General features: G+C 44.4%; 19 protein-coding genes, 5 tRNA genes and 1 pseudogene (1 of these 25 only partly in view). 13 read left to right on the forward strand and 12 right to left on the reverse strand.

The window, feature by feature from the left end; genetic code table 11:
* Positions 1-9 precede the first annotated feature (9 nt).
* From M1D69_RS20145 to M1D69_RS20185, 9 genes are all read right to left on the reverse strand, one after another.
* Entirely contained in the window at positions 10-1,464 is a 1,455-nt protein-coding gene (locus tag M1D69_RS20145; protein WP_458105052.1) for a CdaR family protein, read from the reverse strand.
* Positions 1,457-2,278, reverse strand: coding sequence for a diadenylate cyclase CdaA (cdaA, locus tag M1D69_RS20150; RefSeq protein WP_042975593.1), 822 nt, complete (start codon positions 2,276-2,278; stop codon positions 1,457-1,459). Before cdaA ends, M1D69_RS20145 begins: the two co-directional genes overlap by 8 nt.
* A 160-nt stretch (positions 2,279-2,438) precedes the next feature.
* Positions 2,439-3,065, reverse strand: coding sequence for an anti-sigma-W factor RsiW (gene rsiW / locus M1D69_RS20155; RefSeq protein ID WP_059292084.1), 627 nt, complete (start codon positions 3,063-3,065; stop codon positions 2,439-2,441).
* Positions 3,066-3,078: 13 nt separating this feature from the next.
* Positions 3,079-3,642 carry an RNA polymerase sigma factor SigW gene (gene sigW, locus M1D69_RS20160; protein ID WP_458105051.1) on the reverse strand — a complete coding sequence of 188 codons (564 nt, stop codon included), beginning with the start codon at positions 3,640-3,642 and terminating at the stop codon, positions 3,079-3,081.
* Positions 3,643-3,871: 229 nt separating this feature from the next.
* Positions 3,872-3,943 (reverse strand) — tRNA-Gln (locus M1D69_RS20165).
* A 4-nt stretch (positions 3,944-3,947) separates the two neighbouring features.
* A tRNA-Tyr gene (locus M1D69_RS20170) sits at positions 3,948-4,032 on the reverse strand.
* 19 nt (positions 4,033-4,051) lie between these two features.
* A tRNA-Thr gene (locus M1D69_RS20175) sits at positions 4,052-4,124 on the reverse strand.
* 4 nt (positions 4,125-4,128) lie between these two features.
* Positions 4,129-4,204 (reverse strand) — tRNA-Val (locus tag M1D69_RS20180).
* Between the two features lie 3 nt (positions 4,205-4,207).
* Positions 4,208-4,282 (reverse strand) — tRNA-Glu (locus M1D69_RS20185).
* Positions 4,283-4,463: 181 nt separating this feature from the next.
* On the opposite strand from M1D69_RS20185, the gene M1D69_RS20190 reads away from it, so the two are divergent.
* From M1D69_RS20190 to M1D69_RS20250, 13 genes are all read left to right on the forward strand, one after another.
* Complete coding sequence (locus tag M1D69_RS20190) at positions 4,464-4,919, forward strand: 2-thiouracil desulfurase family protein (RefSeq protein WP_105991847.1); 456 nt, start codon at positions 4,464-4,466, stop codon at positions 4,917-4,919.
* A gap of 11 nt (positions 4,920-4,930) precedes the next feature.
* Entirely contained in the window at positions 4,931-5,413 is a 483-nt protein-coding gene (locus tag M1D69_RS20195; protein ID WP_458105050.1) for a GNAT family N-acetyltransferase, read from the forward strand.
* A 106-nt stretch (positions 5,414-5,519) separates the two neighbouring features.
* On the forward strand, positions 5,520-6,434 hold the full coding sequence (gene murQ, locus M1D69_RS20200) for an N-acetylmuramic acid 6-phosphate etherase (protein ID WP_101860239.1): 915 nt from the start codon (positions 5,520-5,522) through the stop codon (positions 6,432-6,434).
* 15 nt (positions 6,435-6,449) lie between these two features.
* Complete coding sequence (locus M1D69_RS20205) at positions 6,450-7,301, forward strand: MurR/RpiR family transcriptional regulator (protein ID WP_458105049.1); 852 nt, start codon at positions 6,450-6,452, stop codon at positions 7,299-7,301.
* 25 nt (positions 7,302-7,326) lie between these two features.
* Positions 7,327-8,691 carry a PTS transporter subunit EIIC gene (locus M1D69_RS20210; RefSeq protein ID WP_458105048.1) on the forward strand — a complete coding sequence of 455 codons (1,365 nt, stop codon included), beginning with the start codon at positions 7,327-7,329 and terminating at the stop codon, positions 8,689-8,691.
* A gap of 54 nt (positions 8,692-8,745) precedes the next feature.
* Positions 8,746-10,083: a penicillin binding protein PBP4B gene (pbp4b, locus tag M1D69_RS20215; protein WP_458105047.1), complete on the forward strand. Its 1,338-nt coding sequence runs from the start codon at positions 8,746-8,748 to the stop codon at positions 10,081-10,083.
* 22 nt (positions 10,084-10,105) lie between these two features.
* Positions 10,106-12,034: a glycoside hydrolase family 3 protein gene (locus tag M1D69_RS20220; RefSeq protein WP_458105046.1), complete on the forward strand. Its 1,929-nt coding sequence runs from the start codon at positions 10,106-10,108 to the stop codon at positions 12,032-12,034.
* Between the two features lie 13 nt (positions 12,035-12,047).
* Positions 12,048-13,292, forward strand: a complete 1,245-nt coding sequence (locus M1D69_RS20225; RefSeq protein WP_458105045.1) for an exo-beta-N-acetylmuramidase NamZ family protein — start codon at positions 12,048-12,050, stop codon at positions 13,290-13,292.
* Between the two features lie 203 nt (positions 13,293-13,495).
* Positions 13,496-15,076, forward strand: a complete 1,581-nt coding sequence (gene btr, locus M1D69_RS20230; RefSeq protein WP_458105044.1) for a bacillibactin transport transcriptional regulator Btr — start codon at positions 13,496-13,498, stop codon at positions 15,074-15,076.
* 90 nt (positions 15,077-15,166) lie between these two features.
* Positions 15,167-16,120, forward strand: a complete 954-nt coding sequence (feuA, locus tag M1D69_RS20235) for an iron ABC transporter substrate-binding protein FeuA (protein ID WP_059334369.1) — start codon at positions 15,167-15,169, stop codon at positions 16,118-16,120.
* An 18-nt stretch (positions 16,121-16,138) separates the two neighbouring features.
* Positions 16,139-17,143: a FecCD family ABC transporter permease gene (locus M1D69_RS20240; protein WP_458105043.1), complete on the forward strand. Its 1,005-nt coding sequence runs from the start codon at positions 16,139-16,141 to the stop codon at positions 17,141-17,143.
* Positions 17,136-18,146: an iron ABC transporter permease FeuC gene (feuC, locus tag M1D69_RS20245; RefSeq protein ID WP_458105042.1), complete on the forward strand. Its 1,011-nt coding sequence runs from the start codon at positions 17,136-17,138 to the stop codon at positions 18,144-18,146. The genes M1D69_RS20240 and feuC overlap by 8 nt, the downstream gene beginning before the upstream one ends.
* On the forward strand, positions 18,143-18,895 hold the full coding sequence (locus M1D69_RS20250) for an alpha/beta hydrolase (RefSeq protein ID WP_458105041.1): 753 nt from the start codon (positions 18,143-18,145) through the stop codon (positions 18,893-18,895). Before feuC ends, M1D69_RS20250 begins: the two co-directional genes overlap by 4 nt.
* Before the next feature lie 9 nt (positions 18,896-18,904).
* Here the strand turns inward: M1D69_RS20250 and M1D69_RS20255 are convergent, their stop codons facing one another.
* The 3 genes and pseudogenes from M1D69_RS20255 to M1D69_RS20265 form a co-directional block, all read right to left on the reverse strand.
* Positions 18,905-19,825, reverse strand: a complete 921-nt coding sequence (locus M1D69_RS20255) for a bile acid:sodium symporter family protein (protein WP_458106095.1) — start codon at positions 19,823-19,825, stop codon at positions 18,905-18,907.
* Positions 19,826-19,970: 145 nt separating this feature from the next.
* Positions 19,971-21,404, reverse strand: a complete 1,434-nt coding sequence (locus M1D69_RS20260; RefSeq protein WP_458105040.1) for a SulP family inorganic anion transporter — start codon at positions 21,402-21,404, stop codon at positions 19,971-19,973.
* 239 nt (positions 21,405-21,643) lie between these two features.
* A pseudogene (locus M1D69_RS20265) lies at positions 21,644-21,996 on the reverse strand (zinc-dependent alcohol dehydrogenase); its annotated part runs 68 nt beyond the window's last position; the annotation flags it as partial.

Below are 21,996 nucleotides of genomic sequence, written 5' to 3' on the forward strand. Positions count from 1 at the left end.
GCTCCTTTTTTATTCTGATGAAGATTGTGAACCTGAATTTGATTCATCTTCATCCTGATCCTGATTTTGGTCTTGGTTTTTGTCTTGATTTTGATCATCATTGTTTTTATCGCTGTTCGTTGTATCTTCTCGCTGATTATTCTCTTTGTCATTCGTCTTGTCATCAGTGTCATCCTGGTTCCCTGACGTCGTATTGCTTTTATCTTTTGTTGTCGTATTCGTTTTTTTAGACGTAAGCTTGATTTTTGCGTTTTTCTGCCCCAAGGACCAGGTTACATTTTGAGGCCCGTTTACTTCAAGCTTCACACTGTGCTCTCCGTCATCTAAATCAGATACATTCACATACAATTCTATGTCTGATTTCTGCAATTTTTTTATGTTGCCGGGAGAGCCTTTGGCCGTAACATTTATCGTTTGTGATTCCGGATCCAGAAATTCAATGTTCTGAGAGCTGCTCAGCCCTACAGTCTTAATAGGGATATTCTCAAACGTCTGATCCGCTTCACTATCTACTTCTATATGCAACGTCACCTTTGACGGCGAAATTTTTTTGACGCCGTCAGGAAGCGGAATATCTGCCTCGATATCAGAATCCTTTTTGATTTTGCTTAAATCTAAGCTGACACCATCTATAAATTCAAGAGAATCCAAGACATCCTGCGAGCCGTAAACCGTCACCTCACTGGGACTTGATTCGATATTCGCTATGCTGACCCCGTCAGGAAGGCTTCCTGTCCGCTCAATTTTAAAGGGCACTTTTTTACTCGGACTTGTCACCGGAACGGTAATTTTGATGACCGAGGGCTCCACATCGACAGGAAGCGCGTTTCCGTCTTTATCATAGACAGTCACTTTCGCTTCCTTTTCAATCGTTTCATCTGCATTTTCCAGGTTTACTGAAGCTTTCACAAGAGAAATATTATCAATCACAGCTTTAGAACCGGTAATCTGTACATTTTTAGGACTGACAATCGGCTGCTCCGGAGAATAGCCTTTTTTCATCTTGCTTTTGTTGTAGTACTCCACTTCAACAGGAAAGCTTTCTGTCGTGCGTTCTTGAATGGTGACGGTCGTCACGGACGGATTAATGGATATCGTCAGCCCCTCCGACACGTTTTTGGCTTTAAGCTCAACCTTATGTGTGCCGGTTTTCAGCTTCTCCATATCCGCGTATATCTCAAAATTCTTTGTCTGCCTCGCCTTCTTCACGGCGCTTGTCGGACCTTTTATCGTGACATTCACCGTTTGCGGAACGCCTGTCACGACATAATTTTCATCATCGTAATATGCTTTAACCGGTATATCAGTCAGTGTTGCCTCATCAGTTGTAGATGTCGGGAAAAATGATTCACCTGGTTTTTTCGGAGTTGGTGCTTGGTTGCTGTTAACCGCTACATAAAGCAAGAGCGCGAAAAGCAGCGCAATGATTTTCACAGCCCAGCGGTTGTTTAAGAATTTATCCATTTTTCTTGCCCCTCCAATACCAGCGGTTAGAAGAAGTGTCTCTGGTGTTTTTCTTAAACTCTGCTTCAAGCATTTCTTTCAGCGCTTCTTCCGTCAGCTCTCTGTGAAGGTCGCCATTCCTCGCCACACTGACGCCGCCGGTCTCTTCAGACACGATAATCGTCAAACTGTCTGTAACTTCACTGATTCCGACAGCCGCTCTGTGCCGCGTTCCCAGTTCTTTTGAAATGAACGGGCTTTCAGAAAGCGGCAAATAACAGGCGGCAGCGGCAATTTCATTATTCTTCATAATCACCGCACCGTCATGAAGCGGGGTGTTTGGAATAAAAATATTGATCAGCAGTTCAGAGCTGACTTTGGCATTCAGTGGTATGCCGGTCTCAATATAATCCCCCATTCCAGTATCCCGCTCAATGGTTAAAAGGGCGCCGATCCGGCGTTTCGCCATATAATTGATCGCTTTCGTTATAGCCTCAATTGTTTTCTGCTGCGCTTCCTCAACCGGCGTGCCGCTCCTCGAGAAGAAGCGGCCCCGTCCAAGCTGTTCAAGCGCTCTTCTCAGCTCAGGCTGAAAGATAATAATAATTGCTAAAAATCCCCATGTTATCGCTTGGTCCATCAGCCACTGAAGCGTGCTGAGGCCCAAATATTGACTGGCCATACGGACAAGCACGATCACAACGATTCCTTTTAAGAGCTGAACCGCCTTCGTGCCGCGTATCACCATAATCAGTTTATATATCACATACCAAACAAGGAGAATATCAACGGCATTGCCGAGGTACTGCAAAAAAGGGATATCCTCAAAAGCCATTTCCTCGTCCTCCAAGAATTCAGTCATTTCGTATTTTGAAGTTTAATGTGTTACGCATATGTACTTTACATAGCGAGCCCATTATACCACATTTCATTTTGGCAAGTGAAATATGCCAGCCGTTTGAGAACCTAAAAAAGAGTAAAGCGCGCCACACGCTTTACTCTTCTCCGTTCGGGTCTAATGCATTGAATACACTTTTCCCCGCAGACTTCATTTTATACCATGTCCAGTCGAATAATTGATTAATCTCCTCAATTTGACCGGTGACTTGTCCAGCAGAGGCCATATACTTTTCTCCGTTTACAACGGTTACATCCCCGTCTATTTTCCCTTTAATAATCAGCTTGCCGTTTTTGACGGTGACATCACCTTTGACCGTCTCACCTTCTGGCACGATCACAGTGTTGTTTTGCACGACCAGATTCGGCTGCTTCGACACGCTGAAGTTGTGGTCATTGTGCCAGCTGTTTAACAATCCGCCGCCCATCAAAATGATGAATACCGCAGCAGCCGCGATAACCGGATGGGATCTGAACCATCTTTTCACAGAAGCTCTTTTCTTCTCCTTAGGCAATTTTGCCATGACGTTAGCGGTAAAATCGGCGGGGGCTTCGACATGCGATGTGCTCCGGACGAGCGCAATGGATTTTTCCATCTCATAAAAATGCTTTCTGCATTCCTCGCATGCCTCCAGATGTTCTTTTAATACTTGTTCATCTTTCGGAAGGATATCTCCATCAAGATGCATATGCATAAGCTGCACAATTTGTTCAGGACAGCTCATTTCATCACCCCACTTAAAGATCCCTTAATTGTTTTCTAAGAGCCTCTCTGCCTCTGTGAATCCGCGTTTTTACAGTCCCCACAGGAATGTTCAGAATCTCGCCGATTTCAATTAATGAGAGTTCATCAATATACTTTAATACAATGACAGTTCTGTATTTGTCAGGAAGCTTTAATATTTTCCGCTGAATCGTGTGTGAAAGCTCCAGCGATACGACTGCATCTTCAGGCAACACTCCATCTGCGGCGATTTGGGAATACATCGTCAAGCCTTCTGTACCCGCCACTTCTGCATCGAGGTAATAATCCGGCTTCTTTTTGCGAATGCGGTCAATGGTCAAGTTGGTCGCAATTCGATAAAGCCAAGTTGAAAATTTCCGGTTGATATCAAAACTGTCGATATTGACGTACGCTCTGATGAAAGCCTCTTGTGCGATATCTTCCGCCTCATGCACATTGCCAAGCATACGGTAGCAAAGCTGATAAATTTTATCCTTGTAAATATCTACGATGTCCGCAAATGCATTTTGATCGCCTTTTTTGACTTGCTTAATTCTCTTTTTAATCATCATTTCCATATTTATCTAACCTCTGCCTTCACCGGTCTGTATGTATACGAGCTTCGTTTCTAAAGGTTTCAATTTTTTTATAAAATAAGTTTAACAAATTTTTGGCAGGGTGTAGATGGCAATTTGTGAATAAACTACCTTAACATATTTTTAAAATTATTATACAGACTGAACAGTTAGAAATTGGAATGATTTTTCAAAAAGAAAAAAGACACCTTTTGATCAAAGGTGTCTGTGACTGGGCTAGCTGGATTCGAACCAACGCATGACGGAGTCAAAGTCCGTTGCCTTACCGCTTGGCTATAGCCCAATGATGGTGGAGGGGGGCAGATTCGAACTGCCGAACCCTGAGGGAGCGGATTTACAGTCCGCCGCGTTTAGCCACTTCGCTACCCCTCCATATTTTTAAGAAAAACAGTGCCGGCAAGAGGACTTGAACCCCCAACCTACTGATTACAAGTCAGTTGCTCTACCAATTGAGCTACACCGGCAAGATGGTGGAGGATGACGGGCTCGAACCGCCGACCCTCTGCTTGTAAGGCAGATGCTCTCCCAGCTGAGCTAATCCTCCAAATGGTGACCCGTACGGGATTCGAACCCGTGTTACCGCCGTGAAAGGGCGGTGTCTTAACCGCTTGACCAACGGGCCGTTTGTGTTCTCGTCGAGCTGACAAAAGTTATTATATACAGGTTACCCCCCTTTTGTAAAGAGGAAATTTAAATTTTTTATTTTCAAACTTTTTTACCCCTTTTTTAACTGAAAAAGCCTCCTACCATTTATCATTTATTTTAAGATAGATATAGATCGAATTAAGAGAGGAGATACCAATATGATACTAGTCAGCTCTTGCCTCGGCGGTATTGAATGCAGATACAACGGTTCGCATGCCGCATCAGAGAAAATCCGAAAACTGATTGAAGAAAAACAAGCAGTGATGGCTTGCCCTGAGCTTCTCGGCGGGTTCTCCACTCCCCGGGAACCAGCAGAAATCATCGGAGGCACTGGTGAGGATGTTCTTAATGGAGCCGCGAAAATCATAACGTCTTCAGGAGAAGATGTAACAGATTTATATATGAAGGGCGCGGCCCAAACATTGGCCTATGCAAAAGAAATCAACGCCTCTGCCGTCATATTGAAAGAAAACAGCCCATCATGCGGAAGCAATTTCATCTATAATGGCTCATTTTCAGGCAAAAAAATCGCTGGAAACGGAGTAACCGCCGCGCTATTAAAACAAGCAGGGTACCGTGTAATTTCTGAAAACCAGTTAGACGACATATTATAAGGAGGCTCATCATGACGCAAGATATCTCTTTATCCTTCTATAAGCCTGAGCATTTGCCGGAGCTTCACGCATTTACTTTACACAATGATGACAAACGCTTTACCGCTCTCCCAAAAGAGGTGCTGACCCAGGCCCTAAGCATTCAGGAGCGCTATCCGGTTGTCATCTTAAAAGGTGATCTGCCAATAGGCTTTTTCATTCTGCATACGTCAAAAGAAACCATTGCTCCCTATTCCAACAATCCATTTGCTTTATTGCTCAGTTCCTTATCATTAAACTCTGCCCACCACGGACAAGGCTATGCGAAAAAAGCCATGCTTCAGCTTCCCTCTTTTGTTAAAGGGTATTTCCCATGGTGCGATGAAATCATTTTAGCCGTCAATCACCTGAACACCCGTGCAAAGCAGCTATATATGAAAACAGGATTTCTTGATAAAGGGCGCCGAAAAATCGGGCCGCTTGGCGAACAGCTGATACTTCATTATTTCCTATAGCCTCTTTTGAAATAAAGTTTCAAAAATTAAAAATGATAGTTGAAATATCATGACAGAAATGAATATACTGAATATTAAGATATATTTTTACACAGGGGGCTTCCTCATGTCAGAACAATTGAATCTTCACAGCCTTACCACGGAATCACGCAATAGCCAAACATCGGAAATACACAAAGCAAACACCCTCGATATCTTAAAAATGATTAACAATGAAGATATCAAAGTCGCTGCCGCCGTTCAGCGTGTCCTTCCCGATATAGAAGCAGCCGTCGAATGCGCGTATGAATCCTTTCAAAATGGCGGACGGCTCATTTACGCAGGTGCAGGCACTAGCGGCCGACTCGGTGTGATGGACGCAGTTGAATGTCCTCCGACCTACAGCGTCAGTCCTGATCAGGTAATCGGATTAATGGCAGGCGGTCCCAACGCATTTTTGCAGGCGGCTGAGGGAATTGAAGATCATGAAGAAGCAGGTGCCGAGGATTTACGATCCATCCATCTCACCTCAGCCGATACAGTGATCGCGATTGCAGCAAGCGGCCGTACGCCTTATGCAGCGGGTGCGCTGAAATACGCCCGCAAAATCGGAGCAAACACCGTCTCCCTTACCTGTAACAGTCAATCTGCCATCAGCAAACACGCTGATCACAGCATTGAGGTCGTCGTCGGGCCAGAAGTCATTACAGGCTCGACACGTATGAAAGCCGCAACCGCTCATAAAATGATTCTAAACATGATATCCACCGCTGTAATGGTCAAAATCGGCAAGGTCTACGAAAACTTGATGGTGGATGTCAATGTCAGCAACAAAAAACTAAAAGAACGCGCCATCAGCATCATTCAAAGCCTCACAGACGTTTCTTATGAGAAAGCGCAATACACACTTGAACAGGCGAATCTTCATGTCAAAACAGCAATTGTTATGCTCAAAACCAGCACAGATCAAAACAAAGCGAAAACATTGCTTGATGAAGCGAACGGTTTTATAGACAAAGCAATTGAAAACTACCATTCATGATAAGGAGAGACAGTAATGGCGACAGGCGGGTTAGCTATCATTCAATCAATGAAACACAAGTTGCCACAATCAGAGCGTAAGCTTGCGGACTACATATTAGCCCACCCCCACAAAGCGATAGAAAGCACAGTCAGCGAAATCAGCGCCTTAGCTAATTCAAGTGACGCTGCCGTTATCAGGCTCTGCAAGTCACTGGGACTAAAAGGATTTCAGGATTTAAAAATGAGGGTAGCGGGCGATCTGGCAAAGCCTGCTGTTCAAGGCTACCGGGACATCGCTCATCATGAATCGCTGCCTTCCATCTCTGAAAAAGCAGCCGGCAATGCCATTCAAGCAATTCAAGACACCTCAGATCTCATGGATTTTCAAGAGCTTGAGCGCGCTGTTTCTCTGCTGCTTCAAGCGAACACTGTACATTTTTTCGGTCTGGGCGCCTCGGGAATTGTCGCCAAGGACGCTCAGCAAAAATGGCTTCGAATTCATAAACAGGCGACTGCTTTCACGGACACTCATCTTGTGGCATCTTTAATCGCAAATGCAGATAAAAAAGACATTGTATTTGCCATTTCATTTTCAGGTGAGACACAGGAAATCATCGAGCTGCTTTCGATGGCGAAGGAAAAAGGCATCACAATCATCAGCCTCACCCAATTCAGCCAAACCTCCGTCTCTGCATTAGCCGACGTTTCTTTATATACAGCCCATTCCAACGAGGCCCTGATTCGAAGCGCAGCCACTTCCTCCCGTCTCGCCCAGCTTTTTATGATTGATGTTTTGTTTTTCAGCATGGCGGCCGAGCAGTATGAAGAAACGGTCGGCTGCATTGATAAAACGAGCGAAGCAATCAAATCTATGAGAAAGACATAAGGCACCTTGAAAGGGAGGGGTTTGTATGAGCAAAGAAAAACACTACAATACTCTGGCGGAAAAAATCCTTGAGCTATGCGGGGGGGAATCCAATATTTCTTCCTATACGCATTGCATGACCCGCTTGCGCATTACGCCTTACGATGTCAGCAAAACGGATAGTAAGGCGTTAAGAGAACTTGATGGCGTCCTTGGAGTCGTCGAAGCTGAAACCCTGCAAATTATCCTCGGCACTGGTGTCGTTAATCATGTCACCGCTGCTTTTTCGAAGCTGGTATCATCAGAAGATTTTAATCTAAAAGAGGCCGCCGCCAAAAAGAAATCCGATATCAATCGTAAGAACGCCACTCCATTTAAGCTTTTTCTACGTAAAATAGCCAGCATCTTCATACCTCTCATTCCCGCACTCGTCGCTTCAGGCTTAATTACCGGGATTACCAAAGCGATAATCCAAGCCGGCTGGCTCTCTGCAGAATCACAAACAGCTATTGTCCTCACAGTCATCGGATCAGGCCTGTTCACTTATCTCGGCATTCTCGTCGGCATTAACGCGTCAAAAGAATTTGGCGGGACGCCCGCTCTCGGCGCTCTGGCAGGGATTCTGATCATTAACCCGGAAATCGCAAAGATCAGCTTATTCGGAGAACAGCTTCTTCCCGGCAGGGGAGGCCTCATCGGCGTTCTATTCGCAGCTATATTCATTGCTTACACAGAACAATTCGTCCGCCGCTTTATTCCTCAATCACTCGATATTATCGTAACTCCAACTGTTTCACTTTTGATCACTGGAATATTGACGTATATCGTTTTCATGCCTTTAGGCGGGTTCATTTCAGATGTCATCACATCCGGTCTTCTGTCCATCTTAGACATCGGCGGAATCGCTGCAGGCTTTATTCTGGGCGCGACCTTCCTCCCTCTCGTTGTCACCGGGCTACATCAAGGCCTGACGCCGGTGCACATGGAACTTATCAATTCGATCGGTGATGATCCGCTTCTCCCTATCCTTGCCATGGGAGGCGCAGGACAAGTGGGCGCAGCCTTCGCCATCTTCGTTAAAACAAAGAAAAAAACACTGAGAAAAGCGATCACAGGGGGTCTTCCTTCAGGACTGCTCGGCATCGGTGAACCTCTTATATTCGGTGTCACGCTGCCGCTTGGCCGTCCGTTTTTGACAGCATGCTTAGGGTCGGGGATCGGCGGAGCTTTTCAAGCTTATTTTCAGGTAGCCACAGTTGCGATCGGTGTCTCAGGATTGCCGCTCTCTTTTCTGGTTCTGCCTTCTCAAATCATCTTATATATCATTGGTCTCTTTATTTCCTATGCGGCCGGCTTTTTATTGACCTACGCTTTCGGATATAAAGATGAAATGGCTGCCCAGTTCGATTAAATGATGACGTTTTAGGAATAGTAACGGCATAGAAACACGGAAAGGAGCAAGCTTGTGAGAACGAAGACATTAGCATTACTCAGCGCTATTTTAACCGTGTCCATTCTGACGCCGAACGAAGCCTTCGCACAAACCGCCCTCCATCAAGCAGACAACCAGGTTGAGCCGAAAACAATAAATCCAGAAACTGCACAGTTTTCGCCGAAGAAACTAAGGAAGGTTGATCAGGTGATTGAACAGGACATTGCAGCAGGATTCCCCGGCGCCGTTCTAGTCGTCGTGAAGGACGGACGTATGATCAAAAAAGAAGCATACGGCTACAGTAAAAAATATGACGGGGCTGAACTCTTGCGCCGTCCGGCAAAAATGAAAACCCGCACGATGTTTGACTTGGCATCAAATACAAAAATATATGCGGCCAATTTTGCTTTACAGCGCTTAGTCAGCCAAGGCAAACTCGACGTTTATGAAAAGGTATCTGCTTATTTGCCTGATTTCAAGGATCAGCCTGCAGATCGCATCAAAGGGAAAGATAACATTCGTGTCATTGATGTCCTGCAGCACCAATCAGGGCTTCCATCCAGCTTCTACTTTTACAGCCCGGAAAAAGCCGGAATGTATTATTCTCAGGAGCGGGAGAAAACCATTGAATACTTGATGAAAATCCCGCTGGATTATGAAACAGGAACAAAACACGTATACAGTGACATTGGATACATGCTTCTCGGCTGTATTGTCGAAAAACTCACCGGCAAACCGCTTGATGTCTATACGGAACAAGAGCTCTACAAACCGCTGAAGCTGAAACATACGTTGTACAATCCGCTGCAAAAGGGCTTTAAAGCAAAACAGTTCGCGGCCACTGAACGTATGGGCAATACACGAGACGGTGTTATCCATTTTCCTCATATCCGCACAGACACGCTGCAAGGAGAAGTACATGACGAAAAAGCCTTCTATTCGATGGAAGGCGTTTCGGGCCACGCCGGACTGTTTTCAAACGCTGAGGATATGGCGATTCTGCTTCAAGTCATGTTAAACAAAGGAACGTACCGAAACGTTTCATTATTCGATCAGAAAACAGCTGACCTTTTTACGGCGCCATCAGCAACAGATCCGACGTTTGGCCTTGGATGGCGGCGAAACGGCAGTAAAAACATGGAATGGATGTTTGGCCCTTATGCAAGCGAAAATGCGTACGGACATACTGGCTGGACAGGAACGGTTACCATCATTGATCCGGCATACAATTTAGGCATCGCTTTGTTAACAAATAAAAAGCATTCACCTGTCGCTGATCCAGCGGAAAATCCGAACGTGTTTGAGGGTGACCAATTTTCAACAGGCAGTTACGGAAGCGTCATTACCGCGATTTATGAAGCAATGAAATAATCGACGATAGGAGGAAGTTGTTATGAAACCTGTCATTTCGCTTATCCTTTCCACCGTCCTTTTTCTTTCATGTTTTCTCGGCGTCAGTCAGACAGCTGAAGCAAAACCTCGCAGCTCAGAAGATGCCAAACAGATCGTTGATCGTATGACGTTAGATGAAAAACTTGGCCAGATGCTGATGCCGGATTTCAGAAACTGGAAAAAGGAAGGTGAGTCTTCTCCGCAAGCCTTCACAAAAATGAATGAGGAAGTCGCTGGCCTCATCAAGAAATATCAATTCGGCGGCGTCATACTATTTGCAGAAAATGTAAAAACAACTGAACAAACGGTACGGCTGACAGACGCATATCAAAAGGCCAGCCCCAAGATTCCGCTCTTACTCAGCATTGATCAAGAAGGCGGGATCGTGACAAGATTAGGGGAGGGCACTAATTTCCCAGGCAATATGGCGCTTGGCGCAACAAGAAGCAGAATCAATGCCTATCAGACCGGCAGCATGATTGGAAAAGAGCTTTCTGTCTTAGGCATCAATACAGATTTCAGCCCGGTCTTGGACATTAATAATAACCCTGATAATCCCGTGATCGGTGTGAGATCATTCAGTTCTGATCGTGAACTGACAGCACGACTCGGTTTATATTCTATGAAAGGTTTGCAACGGCAAAATATCGCCTCTGCTCTTAAACATTTCCCGGGACATGGAGACACTGACGTTGACAGCCATTATGGACTGCCGCTCGTCTCTCATAACCAGAAACGGCTTCGTGAGGTTGAACTCTACCCTTTTCAAAAAGCGATTGATGCCGGAGCAGATATGGTGATGACAGCTCATGTTCAATTCCCAGCCTTTGACGACACCACATATAAAAGCAAGCTTGATGGATCAGATATTATGGTTCCCGCTACACTTTCAAAGAAAGTAATGACCGGGCTGCTTCGGGAGGAAATGGGATTTGGCGGTATAATCGTCACTGATGCTCTCAATATGAAAGCCATAGCAGATCATTTCGGTCAGGAAGAGGCCGTCGTCATGGCCATAAAGGCCGGTGTTGATATCGCGTTAATGCCTGTCTCAGTTACATCTTTAAAAGATGAACAAAAGTTGGCAAGCGTGATTGACTCCTTAAAAGAAGCCGTTAAAAATGAAGACATTCCCTTACAGCAAATCAACAAATCGGTGGAAAGAATCATTTCCCTGAAAATAAAGCGCGGTATTTACCCCGCTCAGCATGACAGCAGCATAGATAAAAAGGTGAAGAAAGCGTTCAAAACAGTGGGAAGCAGGCACCATACGAAGACAGAGCAAAAAATCGCTGAAAAGGCAGTGACAGTATTAAAAAATGATCAGCATACCTTGCCTTTCAAACCCAAAAAAGGCAGCCGAATCTTAATTGCCGCACCTTACGAGGAACAAACAGCATCCATTGAAAAATCCATTCACGATTTAATGCAGCGAAAAAAAATCAAATCTGTTTCCCTTAACAAAATGAACTTTGCAGAAAAGGTATTTAATGCTGAGGATGAAAAACAAGTAAAAGAAGCTGATTATATTATTACAGGCTCTTACGTTGTAAAAAATGACCCTGTCGTCAACGACGGTGTCATCGACGACACGGTAACAGATTCAAGCAAATGGGCCACCGCTTTTCCGAGAGCTGTCATGAATGCCGCACTGCAGCACAAAAAGCAATTTGTCTTAATGAGTCTGCGCAATCCATATGATGCCGCCAATTTCGAAGAAGCAAGAGCTTTGATTGCCGTCTATGGTTTTAAAGGGTATGCAAACGGGCGTTATCTTCAGCCGAATATTCCGGCCGGCGTTAAAGTGATCTTCGGACAATCAAAGCCAAAGGGCACGCTGCCAGTCGACATTCCATCCGTCACAAAACCGGGAGACATCCTTTACCCGTATGGCTATGGAGTAAACATCAAAACGGGAAAACCGCTTTAATAAGGAGGAGCATATGAAGAAAACGGTATGGGTTCTTCTCGCAGGGCTTATGATGTTCGGAACAATAACGGCCGCCTCAGCTTCGCCTGATTCAGAAAAACAAACAGCAAAAAAACCTAAAGTCCAGACCGGTATTGATATCCTCTTGTCACAACACAAAAAGCAGCTAAAGAGAAAAAGAGTTGGGCTGATTACAAATCCAACAGGTGTGAGTGCATCCCTTAAAAGCAGCGTAGATATTCTTTACGAAGACCCCGATATTCAGCTGACAGCTTTATTCGGGCCCGAGCACGGCGTTCGCGGCGACGCTCAGGCAGGAGACGAAGTAGGCTCTTACATTGACGAAAAAACCGGGGTTCCCGTATACAGCCTTTACGGAAAAACGAAAAAACCCACTCCTGATATGCTGAAAAATGTCGATGTCCTTCTATTTGACATCCAGGACGTCGGGACTCGTTACTATACGTACATTTATTCAATGGCATATGCAATGGAAGCCGCTAAAGAAAACGGAATTCCTTTTATCGTGCTGGACCGCCCGAATCCCCAAGGCGGAAAAAAGGTTGAAGGACCAGTGCTGGAGCCCGAGTACGCATCCTTTGTCGGACTCTATCCTATTCCGTTAAAGCACGGGATGACCATTGGAGAATTGGCTTTACTATTCAACAAGGAATTTAATATTGATGCTGATATGTCAGTCGTAAAAATGAAGCAATGGAAACGCTCTATGGATTTTGACGAAACCAGACTGCCATTCGTCCTCCCTTCACCGAACATGCCAACCGCAGAGAGTACATTTGTATACCCTGCAACAGGGTTAATTGAAGGAACAAATATATCTGAAGGGCGGGGAACGACTAAGCCATTCGAGTTGATCGGAGCTCCCTTTATCAAAAGCACAGAGCTTGCAGATAAAATGAACAGTCTTGATCTGCCTGGCGTTACATTCAGAGCTTCCTCCTTCACTCCAACGTTCTCTAAACATCAAGGAACTCTTTGCCACGGCGTGCAGCTCTATATTACGGACAGAGAAAGATTTGAAGCGGTGAAAACAGGACTGTCGCTTATTAAAATGATACATGACCTCTATCCTGATGATTTTCAATTCCTAGCGTCTGGCTCATTTGATAAATTGGCAGGCAACGGCTGGGTTAGAACGAAAATCGAGAACGGTGCTTCAATTGATGAAATCATTGACACCTATCAAAAACAGCTGAAGCAATTCAATAAAACCAGAAAACAATATCTCCTTTATTAAGACTTAAGAATGGTATGTTACACGTGTAACATTTTCTTACCCAACAAAAGCATGGTCTTTTTCCCTTGCCCGCACATTGCGGCAAGGGTTTTTTAAATCTAAAAACAACGCGCTTTATATAGGAAAACTTTCATTTATTTGGTACAATCTTATTGAAAATGATTATCATTTAAGCGAGCGTTTCTGAAAAGGTGGTCTTCTCCTTGCAAAACTCAATGATTTATCATCCGGTACAAATTGAATATATGAAGAAAACGAGTGATCTCTTCTCAGAACAGCAATTGGCCGACTCATTCGTGCTGATCTTTCATTTAAAAGGTGATGGACATATTTCTATCGGAACGAGAACCGCTCCTCTCCAAAAAAAGACACTGTATGTTTGTCCGCCTCATGAGACTTTCGGCATTATACCTGCAGAAGAGAGAAATATAGATATGTGTCTGATCAGACTTCACTGCTATACAGCGGAAGCCCGGCAAGATCTCTTAAAACCATGCACTGAAACTGATTTATCCAGTCTAAACCTTGTGAATGTTTCACATATCGAAAACCTTTCAGCCCGGCTTCAAGAACTTGCAGAAATATGGACAGAATCAGCTCAGCTTTCTCAATTAAAATGTGTGATAGAGGTTCAGAGCCTGATTTATGATCTATTCACAGCTCATGTATCCGATCAAAACGATACACAATCTGCGATTGAAAAAACAAAACATTACATTGAAACTCATGCCGATACGAAAATTACACTTGCCCAGCTCTCAAAAATGGCAGGAATCAGCGCCAAGCATTACAGCGAAACCTTTAAAAAATGGACTGGCCAGAGCGTAACAGAATTCATTACAAAAACTCGGATTACCCGAGCAAAGCGGCTTATGGCAAGATCCAACTGTAAACTGAAAGAAATCGCCCATCAAACCGGCTATCAAGATGAATTTTATTTCAGCAGAATCTTTAAAAAGCACACAGGCTCTTCACCTACAATCTATATGAAAAAACGCAGGCAAAAACTAGCCGCCTATGGAAAGGGAACAATGGGGCAGCTCATTCCTCTCCATCACATCCCATTTGCAGCCGCACTCCATCCAAAATGGACGGCTTACTATTATCAGCATTATTCAGCAGATATTCCAGTACAGCTCAGCGCATATCGGTTTAATGAAAAGTGGGAGGAAAACCTGCAGACGTTGTCCCAAGCTGAACCCGATATCATTTTCAGCATGGATTCTGTCTCTTCAGAAGAGCAAAAGCGCCTGAACAGCATTGCAGAAGTATGTTACCTTCCTGCAGAAGAAAACTGGAGAGCTCACTTTCTGCACACCGCCTCGTTTTTAAAGGAAGAATCGGAGGCTGAAAAGTGGCTCGCAGCCTATGACAAGCAGATTTCTGCCGCTAAAATGACATTGCTGCACGCTCAAGAGTTTCGTTATCTCTTTCTTCGTCTGCATAAGCAGCGCTTTTATATGGCGCATAATCGCAGCGTCCGCGAAGTTTTCTTTGAAGATTTAGGATTCAAACCGGCTGACACGCCTTCAGAACAAGCGATTTCATTAGAAGACATCACAAATTGCCAAGCTGACTGTATCATGCTCTTTCTTTTTAAAGAGCCGGAAACCATTGCTTATTATCAGCAATTAAAACAGTCGGAAATATGGCAAAACCTAAGCGCAGTGCGGAATGGACGTGTGTATCACCTCTCTTCAGACCCATGGAATGAGTACTCGGCTTGCGGACATGAGCGGATTGTTCAGCAAACCATTTCTATGCTATCCGGTGATAGTCCATGATAAATATGGAATTTGTCCATGGTGTTATGTCTGTTCATTCTCTATAATTCCAATTGATAATAGTTATCAATTGAACAGGAGGCACTATAGATGAAAAAGCTCTCTCTTACCTTATTAATCTTGCTTCTCGCACTCACGGCGGCAGCTTGCGGCAGCAAAGAAGAATCCTCTGCGAGCAAAGCGAACGGCACAAAGTCCGAGAAAAAGAAAATCGAGTATTTGGATAAAACGTACGAAGTAAACGTACCGACAGATAAGATTGCCATTACGGGAAGCGTTGAATCCATGGAAGACGCAAAACTGCTGGACGTTCATCCGCAGGGTGCAATCTCATTCTCCGGAAAATTCCCTGAAATGTTCAAGGACATCACAGATAAAGCAACACCTACAGGGGAAAAAATGGAACCAAACATTGAAAAAATTCTTGAGATGCAGCCAGACGTGATCCTGGCATCTACAAAGTTCCCTGAAAAAACCCTGCAAAAAATAAGTACGGCCGGCACTACCATTCCGGTTTCTCACATCTCATCAAACTGGAAGGAAAATATGATGCTGCTTGCCCAGTTGACTGGAAAAGAGAAAAAAGCGAAAAAAATCATTGCAGACTATGAACAGGATCTAAAAGAAACAAAAACGAAAATCAGTAAACAAGCAAAAGATTCAAAAACGCTTGTCATCAGAATCAGACAAGGAAATATTTACATTTATCCTGAACAAGTGTACTTCAACTCAACTCTTTATGGCGACTTAGGCCTTAAAGCGCCGAATGAAGTCAAAGCCGCAAAAGCGCAAGAGCTGATTTCATTAGAAAAACTCAGTGAAATGAATCCTGACCACATTTTCGTCCAATTTTCTGATGATGAAAATGCGGATAAACCCGATGCATTAAAAGATTTAGAGAAAAATCCAATCTGGAAAAGCCTCACAGCAGTCAAAGAAGATCATGTGTACGTCAATTCAGTTGATCCTCTTGCACAAGGCGGTACGGCTTGGAGCAAAGTCCGCTTCCTGAAAGCGGCATCTGAAAAATTAACACAAGACTAAATTAGAGTAGGTTTTTGTATGTATTCAAAACAGTGGACACGTATCATTTTGATTACTTCTCCATTTGCTATTGCATTATCATTGCTGCTTTCCGTCCTCTATGGCGCAAAGCAGCTTAATGCTGATATTGTCTTTGCATCACTTTTTCATTTTGATCCGGGAAACACAGACCATCAAATCATATGGCATTCCCGGATTCCAAGGGCTGCCGGCGCTCTGCTCATTGGGGCAGCCCTTGCTGTATCTGGAGCGCTCATGCAAGGCATCACACGCAATTATTTGGCATCGCCCTCAATTATGGGTGTTTCAGATGGTTCCGCGTTTATCATCACGCTTTGTATGGTTCTGCTCCCGCAATCATCTTCGCTTGAAATGATCATTTACTCTTTTATCGGCTCCGCATTTGGAGCCGCATTGGTATTCGGCCTGGCAACAATGCTGCCTAACGGGTTTACGCCCGTACAGCTAGCCATCATTGGCACAGTCACAAGCATGCTGCTTAATAGTTTAGCGGCTGCCATATCGATCTATTTTCAAATTTCACAGGATCTGAGTTTCTGGTACAGCGCCAGACTTCATCAAATGAGCCCCGACTTTCTAAAGCTTGCCGTTCCATTTTTCCTGGCGGGTATCGTCATAGCTGTTTCTCTCAGCAAAAAGGTGACCGCTGTATCACTAGGCGACGATATTTCTAAGAGTTTGGGCCAAAAGAAAAAAACGATCAAAATCATGGCAATGATCTCTGTCATCATTTTAACCGGAAGTGCTGTAGCGCTTTCCGGAAAAATCGCGTTTGTCGGTTTAGTCGTTCCGCATATCACGAGATTTCTCGTCGGCTCAGATTATAACAGACTGATTCCTTGTTCCTGCATCTTGGGCGGCGTCTTTTTAACGCTGTGCGATCTCGCCAGCAGATTTATCAATTATCCATTTGAAACACCGATTGAGGTTGTGACTTCTATTATCGGCGTTCCTTTCTTCCTTTATTTGATCAAACGAAAAGGAGGAGAGCAAAATGGCTAAAAAATATGCAGTGTTCATCGTATTGATTCTCATCGTCAGCTATTTCAGCATGACCAGCGGATCATTTTCAGTTCGTCCGACAGAGCTGCTCTCCACTCTTTTTCAGATCAATCCCAATCCGCAGTATGAAGTTTTGCTGTTCGACTTAAGACTGCCGCGGATTGTCATGGCAGCCATTATCGGACTCGGACTCGGCATAGCAGGAGCTGTCATACAGGCCATCACACGAAACGGCCTTGCAGACCCGGGAATATTGGGCATCAATGCCGGAGCAGGGGCAGGTATTGTGGCGTTTATGCTGTTGTTCCAAGGCCAGAAAGAAGTAACTTCGATTGTCGCGGCAATGGGAATGCCGTTTTTCGGCCTGATCGGCGGACTGGCTGCCGCAGTCATGATTTACATATTCGCTTGGAACAGAGGCAATTTAGATTCAGGCAGAATTATTCTGGTAGGAATCGCGATTAATTCAGGCTTCAGCGCGTTGTCTTTGTTTTTATCATTAAAAATGGACCCGCAAGATTATGAAATGGCCATGGTATGGAAAAACGGCAGCATCTGGTCGGCAAACTGGACATATATCACAGCGGTTCTTCCGTGGATGCTGCTGTTTATTCCTATTCTTCTGGCCAAATCTCGTTTGCTCGATACCATCCGCTTTGACGAAGACACGGTCAGAAGCCTTGGCATTTCGTCAAATAAAGAAAAAACCATTCTGCTCGTCGCTTGTGTCGCCATCATTAGCGCCTGTGTCTCTGTGGCGGGAAGCATGGCATTTGTCGGCTTAATCGCGCCTCATATTTCCCGGAGATTGGCCGGCGTCGAACACCGCTATATTTTGCCTTTGAGCGGCTTGATCGGCATGCTGCTTTTATTGAGCGCGGATTTTGCCGGGAAACTGTTTTTCCAGCCCGCAGAAGTGCCAGCAGGCATTATTTTAGCGATACTCGGTGTCCCGTATTTCTTATACCTGCTTTTCAAACAAAAAAAGGGGGAGAGCGTTTGAACGGATCTTTATCAGAGCATAAGGCGGGCGACAGGAAGTTCAAGCTGTATCTTCCTCCTTCCTACAGTACGGACAGCAGGGCATTTCCTTCTGTTTACGTACAGGATGGCGGTTCTTTGTTTCAAGATCAACTAGAACGGATAGAAAACAGGTTTCATCAAAACAGCGTGCCTGAGCTTGTGCTGATCGGCGTAAAGCCTAAAAACCGGCTCGACGAGTATACTCCTTGGCCCGCCGCATCACTCACCGATCAGTTTCCAGACTTCGGCGGTAAGGGGGCTGACTATCTTTCTGAAATAACAAACCGGCTCATTCCGGTTGTGGAAGAAAACTGGAATGTCTCCAGAAGGGCACAATCCAGAGGTATGATCGGCGCCTCATTAGGCGGCCTCATCTCAATGTTCGCCTTTCTGAGACATTCATCATTATTTGGAAAAATAGGATCTCTCTCAAGCTCATACTGGTACGAGAACGCAGCAGAAACGATCTATACTTCCTCTGTAAGACCGGGTTCAACGCGTATTTTTATGTCTGTCGGCAGTGAAGAAGGCGCCGGAAAACAATCGACTCAGCAGACGATGCTACAAAAAACAAAAAACGTGCACGAGAGCCTAAAAGAAAAAGGATTCACTCAGAGTCAGCTGTGCCTCGTCATTGAAAAAGGGGCGGTGCACCACCACAAGCATTTCTGCAAACAATTTATCAATGCGCTGGAATGGCTATACGGAAAAAACCGCTCCAACATATGAGCGGTTTTTTCATGCCTTCTGCAAGACGGGTTTTAATTCGAAACGGTTCAGCATATAGCCGAACAAGGCAGCCAGGATTTGCTGAAACAGCATGCCAATCACAACCGGAACAGCCACCTGAGACGGGAAGAAAGTGACGGCAAGAACAGCGCCTGCACTGATATTCCTCATGCCTCCCGTAAAAATAAGAGAGACAATTTCCTCCTGCCGTCTTTTCATCATTTTTCCGATAAGCCACGCCGCAGCATACCCGGTTAACGCGATACAAAAAACAGTGATAGCAATCCCTAAAAATCTTAAATCAATCGCTTTGAAATAAGGAGCTATCGCAGAGCTGTTAATTGCAATCACGGCCATCAGGCACAGCTTTGAAAAGGGAGACAGCGTACTGCTCAACGCCGCGGTTCTTTCTGGAGATGACATCTGATTAAACAGCATGCCCAGGAATGAAGGAATCACTACCATCACAATCAGACCCTTCATCATTCCCCAGATATCCATGTGAACCTGGGCACCGGCCAGCACAGAAAGACTCAGCGGAACGATTAACGGCGACAGCACGGTATCAATCAATATGATAGAAAGCGTCAAACCGACATTTCCTTTGTACATTGCAGCCCAAATCAAGCTCGTAATTCCTGTAGGGATGACAACAGCTAATGTCAAACCGGTGATCGTTAATGGATCACCTTGAAATATGAGATGTCCGCTGCCCCAGGCGAAAAGCGGCATAAAAATATGAAGAACAAATAATGCAAGAATCATAGGAAGAGGATGCGCCAAGGCGTGTCTTAAAGACTGAAAGTTCGCGCTCATGCTGCCCGCAAACGTAATAAAAGCAAATATCCAAGGCACTGCGCTTTCATATCCATTTAAAAACTGAGACAGCAGCACGCCAAGCACAACACTAGTCGGTGTCAAAAGCGGCATGACTTTCCCCAATACACGGTTCAGCTTCTGAAGCATCATATACAAGTCCCCTATTAAAAATTTCTTTCTATCTATTATATCAATGCTGTTCAACCATATGTTATATAAAAAAGTCCAGATCTCATCAATCTGGACTTTCATACTTTTATGCCATCTGTTTCATAAGGGCTTTACTTGCATTGTTCAGCCCCTTTAATTCAGCTTCAATTCCTTGCTCTTTAAACTTCGCAACAACTTTATCAAGCGCAGCCGCTCCTGAATCATCCCATACGTGAGCATCGGTTAAGTCAATGACAACTCGCTCGATATCCTCTTGATAGATAAACGCATTCGTAAGATCAGTTACTGACGCAAAAAAGATCTGTCCCTTCACTTGATACGTTCTCAGCTTTTGATCTTCTGCATGAGAAACGATTTTCAGCTTCGAGATTTTGGCTACGAAGAATACGGCACTTAACAGAACACCGACGAATACGCCTTTCGATAAGTCATCCGTCACGACAACCGTAATCACCGTCACAACCATTACAATTGAATCTGTAATCGGCGCTTTTTTCAAGCCTTTTAAAGAAGACCAATCAAATGTGCCGACAGATACCATAACCATAACAGCCACTAACGCAGCCATCGGAATGTTTACAACAACATGACTCAAAACGGCAATTAAAAACATAAGAAAAGCACCGGCAACAAAGGCTGATAACCGTCCGCGGCCGCCTGCTTTTGTATTAATAACAGATTGTCCGATCATAGCGCAGCCCGCCATACCGCCAAAAAATCCAGTGACGATATTCGCGATACCCTGTCCGCGGCTCTCTTTATTTTTATCACTGTCCGTATCCGTCATTTCATCAATAATCTGTGCTGTCAGCAAAGATTCAAGCAAACCGACAAACGCCAAAGCAATGGAATAAGGAAAAATAATTTTGAGCGTTTCGAAGGTAAACGGAACATCAGGTATTAAAAAATGAGGCAATGAACTAGAGATATTGCCCATATCTCCAACCGTCCGCACATCCACATGGAATGTGACCGCAATAATCGTCATCACAATAATTGCGACAAGCGGAGATGGCACCGCAGTCGTGAACCTCGGCAGTACATAAATAATAACCAATGATCCGGCAAGCATCGCATACATGCTCCAAGATGCAGCTTCAAATTGAGGCAGCTGCGCAGAAAAGATCAGAATCGCCAGCGCATTCACAAACCCGATCATTACAGAACGAGGAATGAATTTCATTAATCTCGCAATTTTACTGATACCTAAAATCACCTGAATAACACCTGTCAAAATGGTGGCCGCAAATAAATACTGAAGCCCGTAATCGGCAACCAGCGACACCATCACAACCGCCATCGAACCAGTCGCAGCCGAAATCATCCCCGGTCTTCCGCCAAAAATAGAAATAATAATGGCAATACAAAATGAAGCATAAAGACCAACCATTGGATCAACGCCGGCAATAATAGAAAAACCAATCGCTTCGGGTATTAAGGCTAACGCCACCAATATACCAGCAAGAATATCTTTTCGGATATTACCGAACCACTGCTGTTTTAATGTAAAACTATTCAAATATAACGACTCCTTTTTAAAAATAAATCCGCACCGTTTCTGTTGTATTGGGAGCTTAATTATTTTACGGAAGAAAATGAAAAGAAAAACTTTCGGAGAAAAAGGGGAAACGTTGAGTATAGTGTATTGAGGTAAGGAGTTATTATACAAAGAGTATCATAATAAATTTTAATCCAATGTGCAAGGTCAAATGCTGAAGAAAAAAATGGCTCAACATATTTAAGCCATTTGCCATGATACATCATATCAGGATCAGAAACAAGAATGGTTTTAACTGCTTGAACATTGATGCCGGGTCTATGCCCATCAACTTTTGGATGGCAGATCCAGCGGCGTTTTTTCCGTAATGAGCTCAGAAAGCTGTGGCATATCTACAGCGCATGAAACCGCGGCCTCCATGATCTGCCGAGTCACGCCGGTTCCGACGCTCGTAACCCCGTTAGAAAGCAATTGAAAAGGCCTGATTTTCATTTCATACGTATCAACAAACCCCATCTGCACAAGCCTTCCTCCCTTGTCTATTAACGGATAGGCCCAATCAAGCTGATTGCCGATCGCGTCAAAGATCACATCAAACTTTCTTCCTTGATTA

The organism is Bacillus sp. PK3-037 (assembly GCF_054161355.1).

Coding starts and splice junctions, on each gene's coding strand:
- M1D69_RS20145 (WP_458105052.1), bottom strand. CDS start 1,464: ATGGATAAATTCTTAAACAACCGCTGGGCTGTGAAAATCATTGCGCTG.
- cdaA (WP_042975593.1), bottom strand. CDS start 2,278: ATGGCTTTTGAGGATATCCCTTTTTTGCAGTACCTCGGCAATGCCGTT.
- rsiW (WP_059292084.1), bottom strand. CDS start 3,065: ATGAGCTGTCCTGAACAAATTGTGCAGCTTATGCATATGCATCTTGAT.
- sigW (WP_458105051.1), bottom strand. CDS start 3,642: ATGGAAATGATGATTAAAAAGAGAATTAAGCAAGTCAAAAAAGGCGAT.
- M1D69_RS20190 (WP_105991847.1), top strand. CDS start 4,464: ATGATACTAGTCAGCTCTTGCCTCGGCGGTATTGAATGCAGATACAAC.
- M1D69_RS20195 (WP_458105050.1), top strand. CDS start 4,931: ATGACGCAAGATATCTCTTTATCCTTCTATAAGCCTGAGCATTTGCCG.
- murQ (WP_101860239.1), top strand. CDS start 5,520: ATGTCAGAACAATTGAATCTTCACAGCCTTACCACGGAATCACGCAAT.
- M1D69_RS20205 (WP_458105049.1), top strand. CDS start 6,450: ATGGCGACAGGCGGGTTAGCTATCATTCAATCAATGAAACACAAGTTG.
- M1D69_RS20210 (WP_458105048.1), top strand. CDS start 7,327: ATGAGCAAAGAAAAACACTACAATACTCTGGCGGAAAAAATCCTTGAG.
- M1D69_RS20220 (WP_458105046.1), top strand. CDS start 10,106: ATGAAACCTGTCATTTCGCTTATCCTTTCCACCGTCCTTTTTCTTTCA.
- M1D69_RS20225 (WP_458105045.1), top strand. CDS start 12,048: ATGAAGAAAACGGTATGGGTTCTTCTCGCAGGGCTTATGATGTTCGGA.
- feuA (WP_059334369.1), top strand. CDS start 15,167: ATGAAAAAGCTCTCTCTTACCTTATTAATCTTGCTTCTCGCACTCACG.
- M1D69_RS20240 (WP_458105043.1), top strand. CDS start 16,139: ATGTATTCAAAACAGTGGACACGTATCATTTTGATTACTTCTCCATTT.
- feuC (WP_458105042.1), top strand. CDS start 17,136: ATGGCTAAAAAATATGCAGTGTTCATCGTATTGATTCTCATCGTCAGC.
- M1D69_RS20255 (WP_458106095.1), bottom strand. CDS start 19,825: ATGCCGCTTTTGACACCGACTAGTGTTGTGCTTGGCGTGCTGCTGTCT.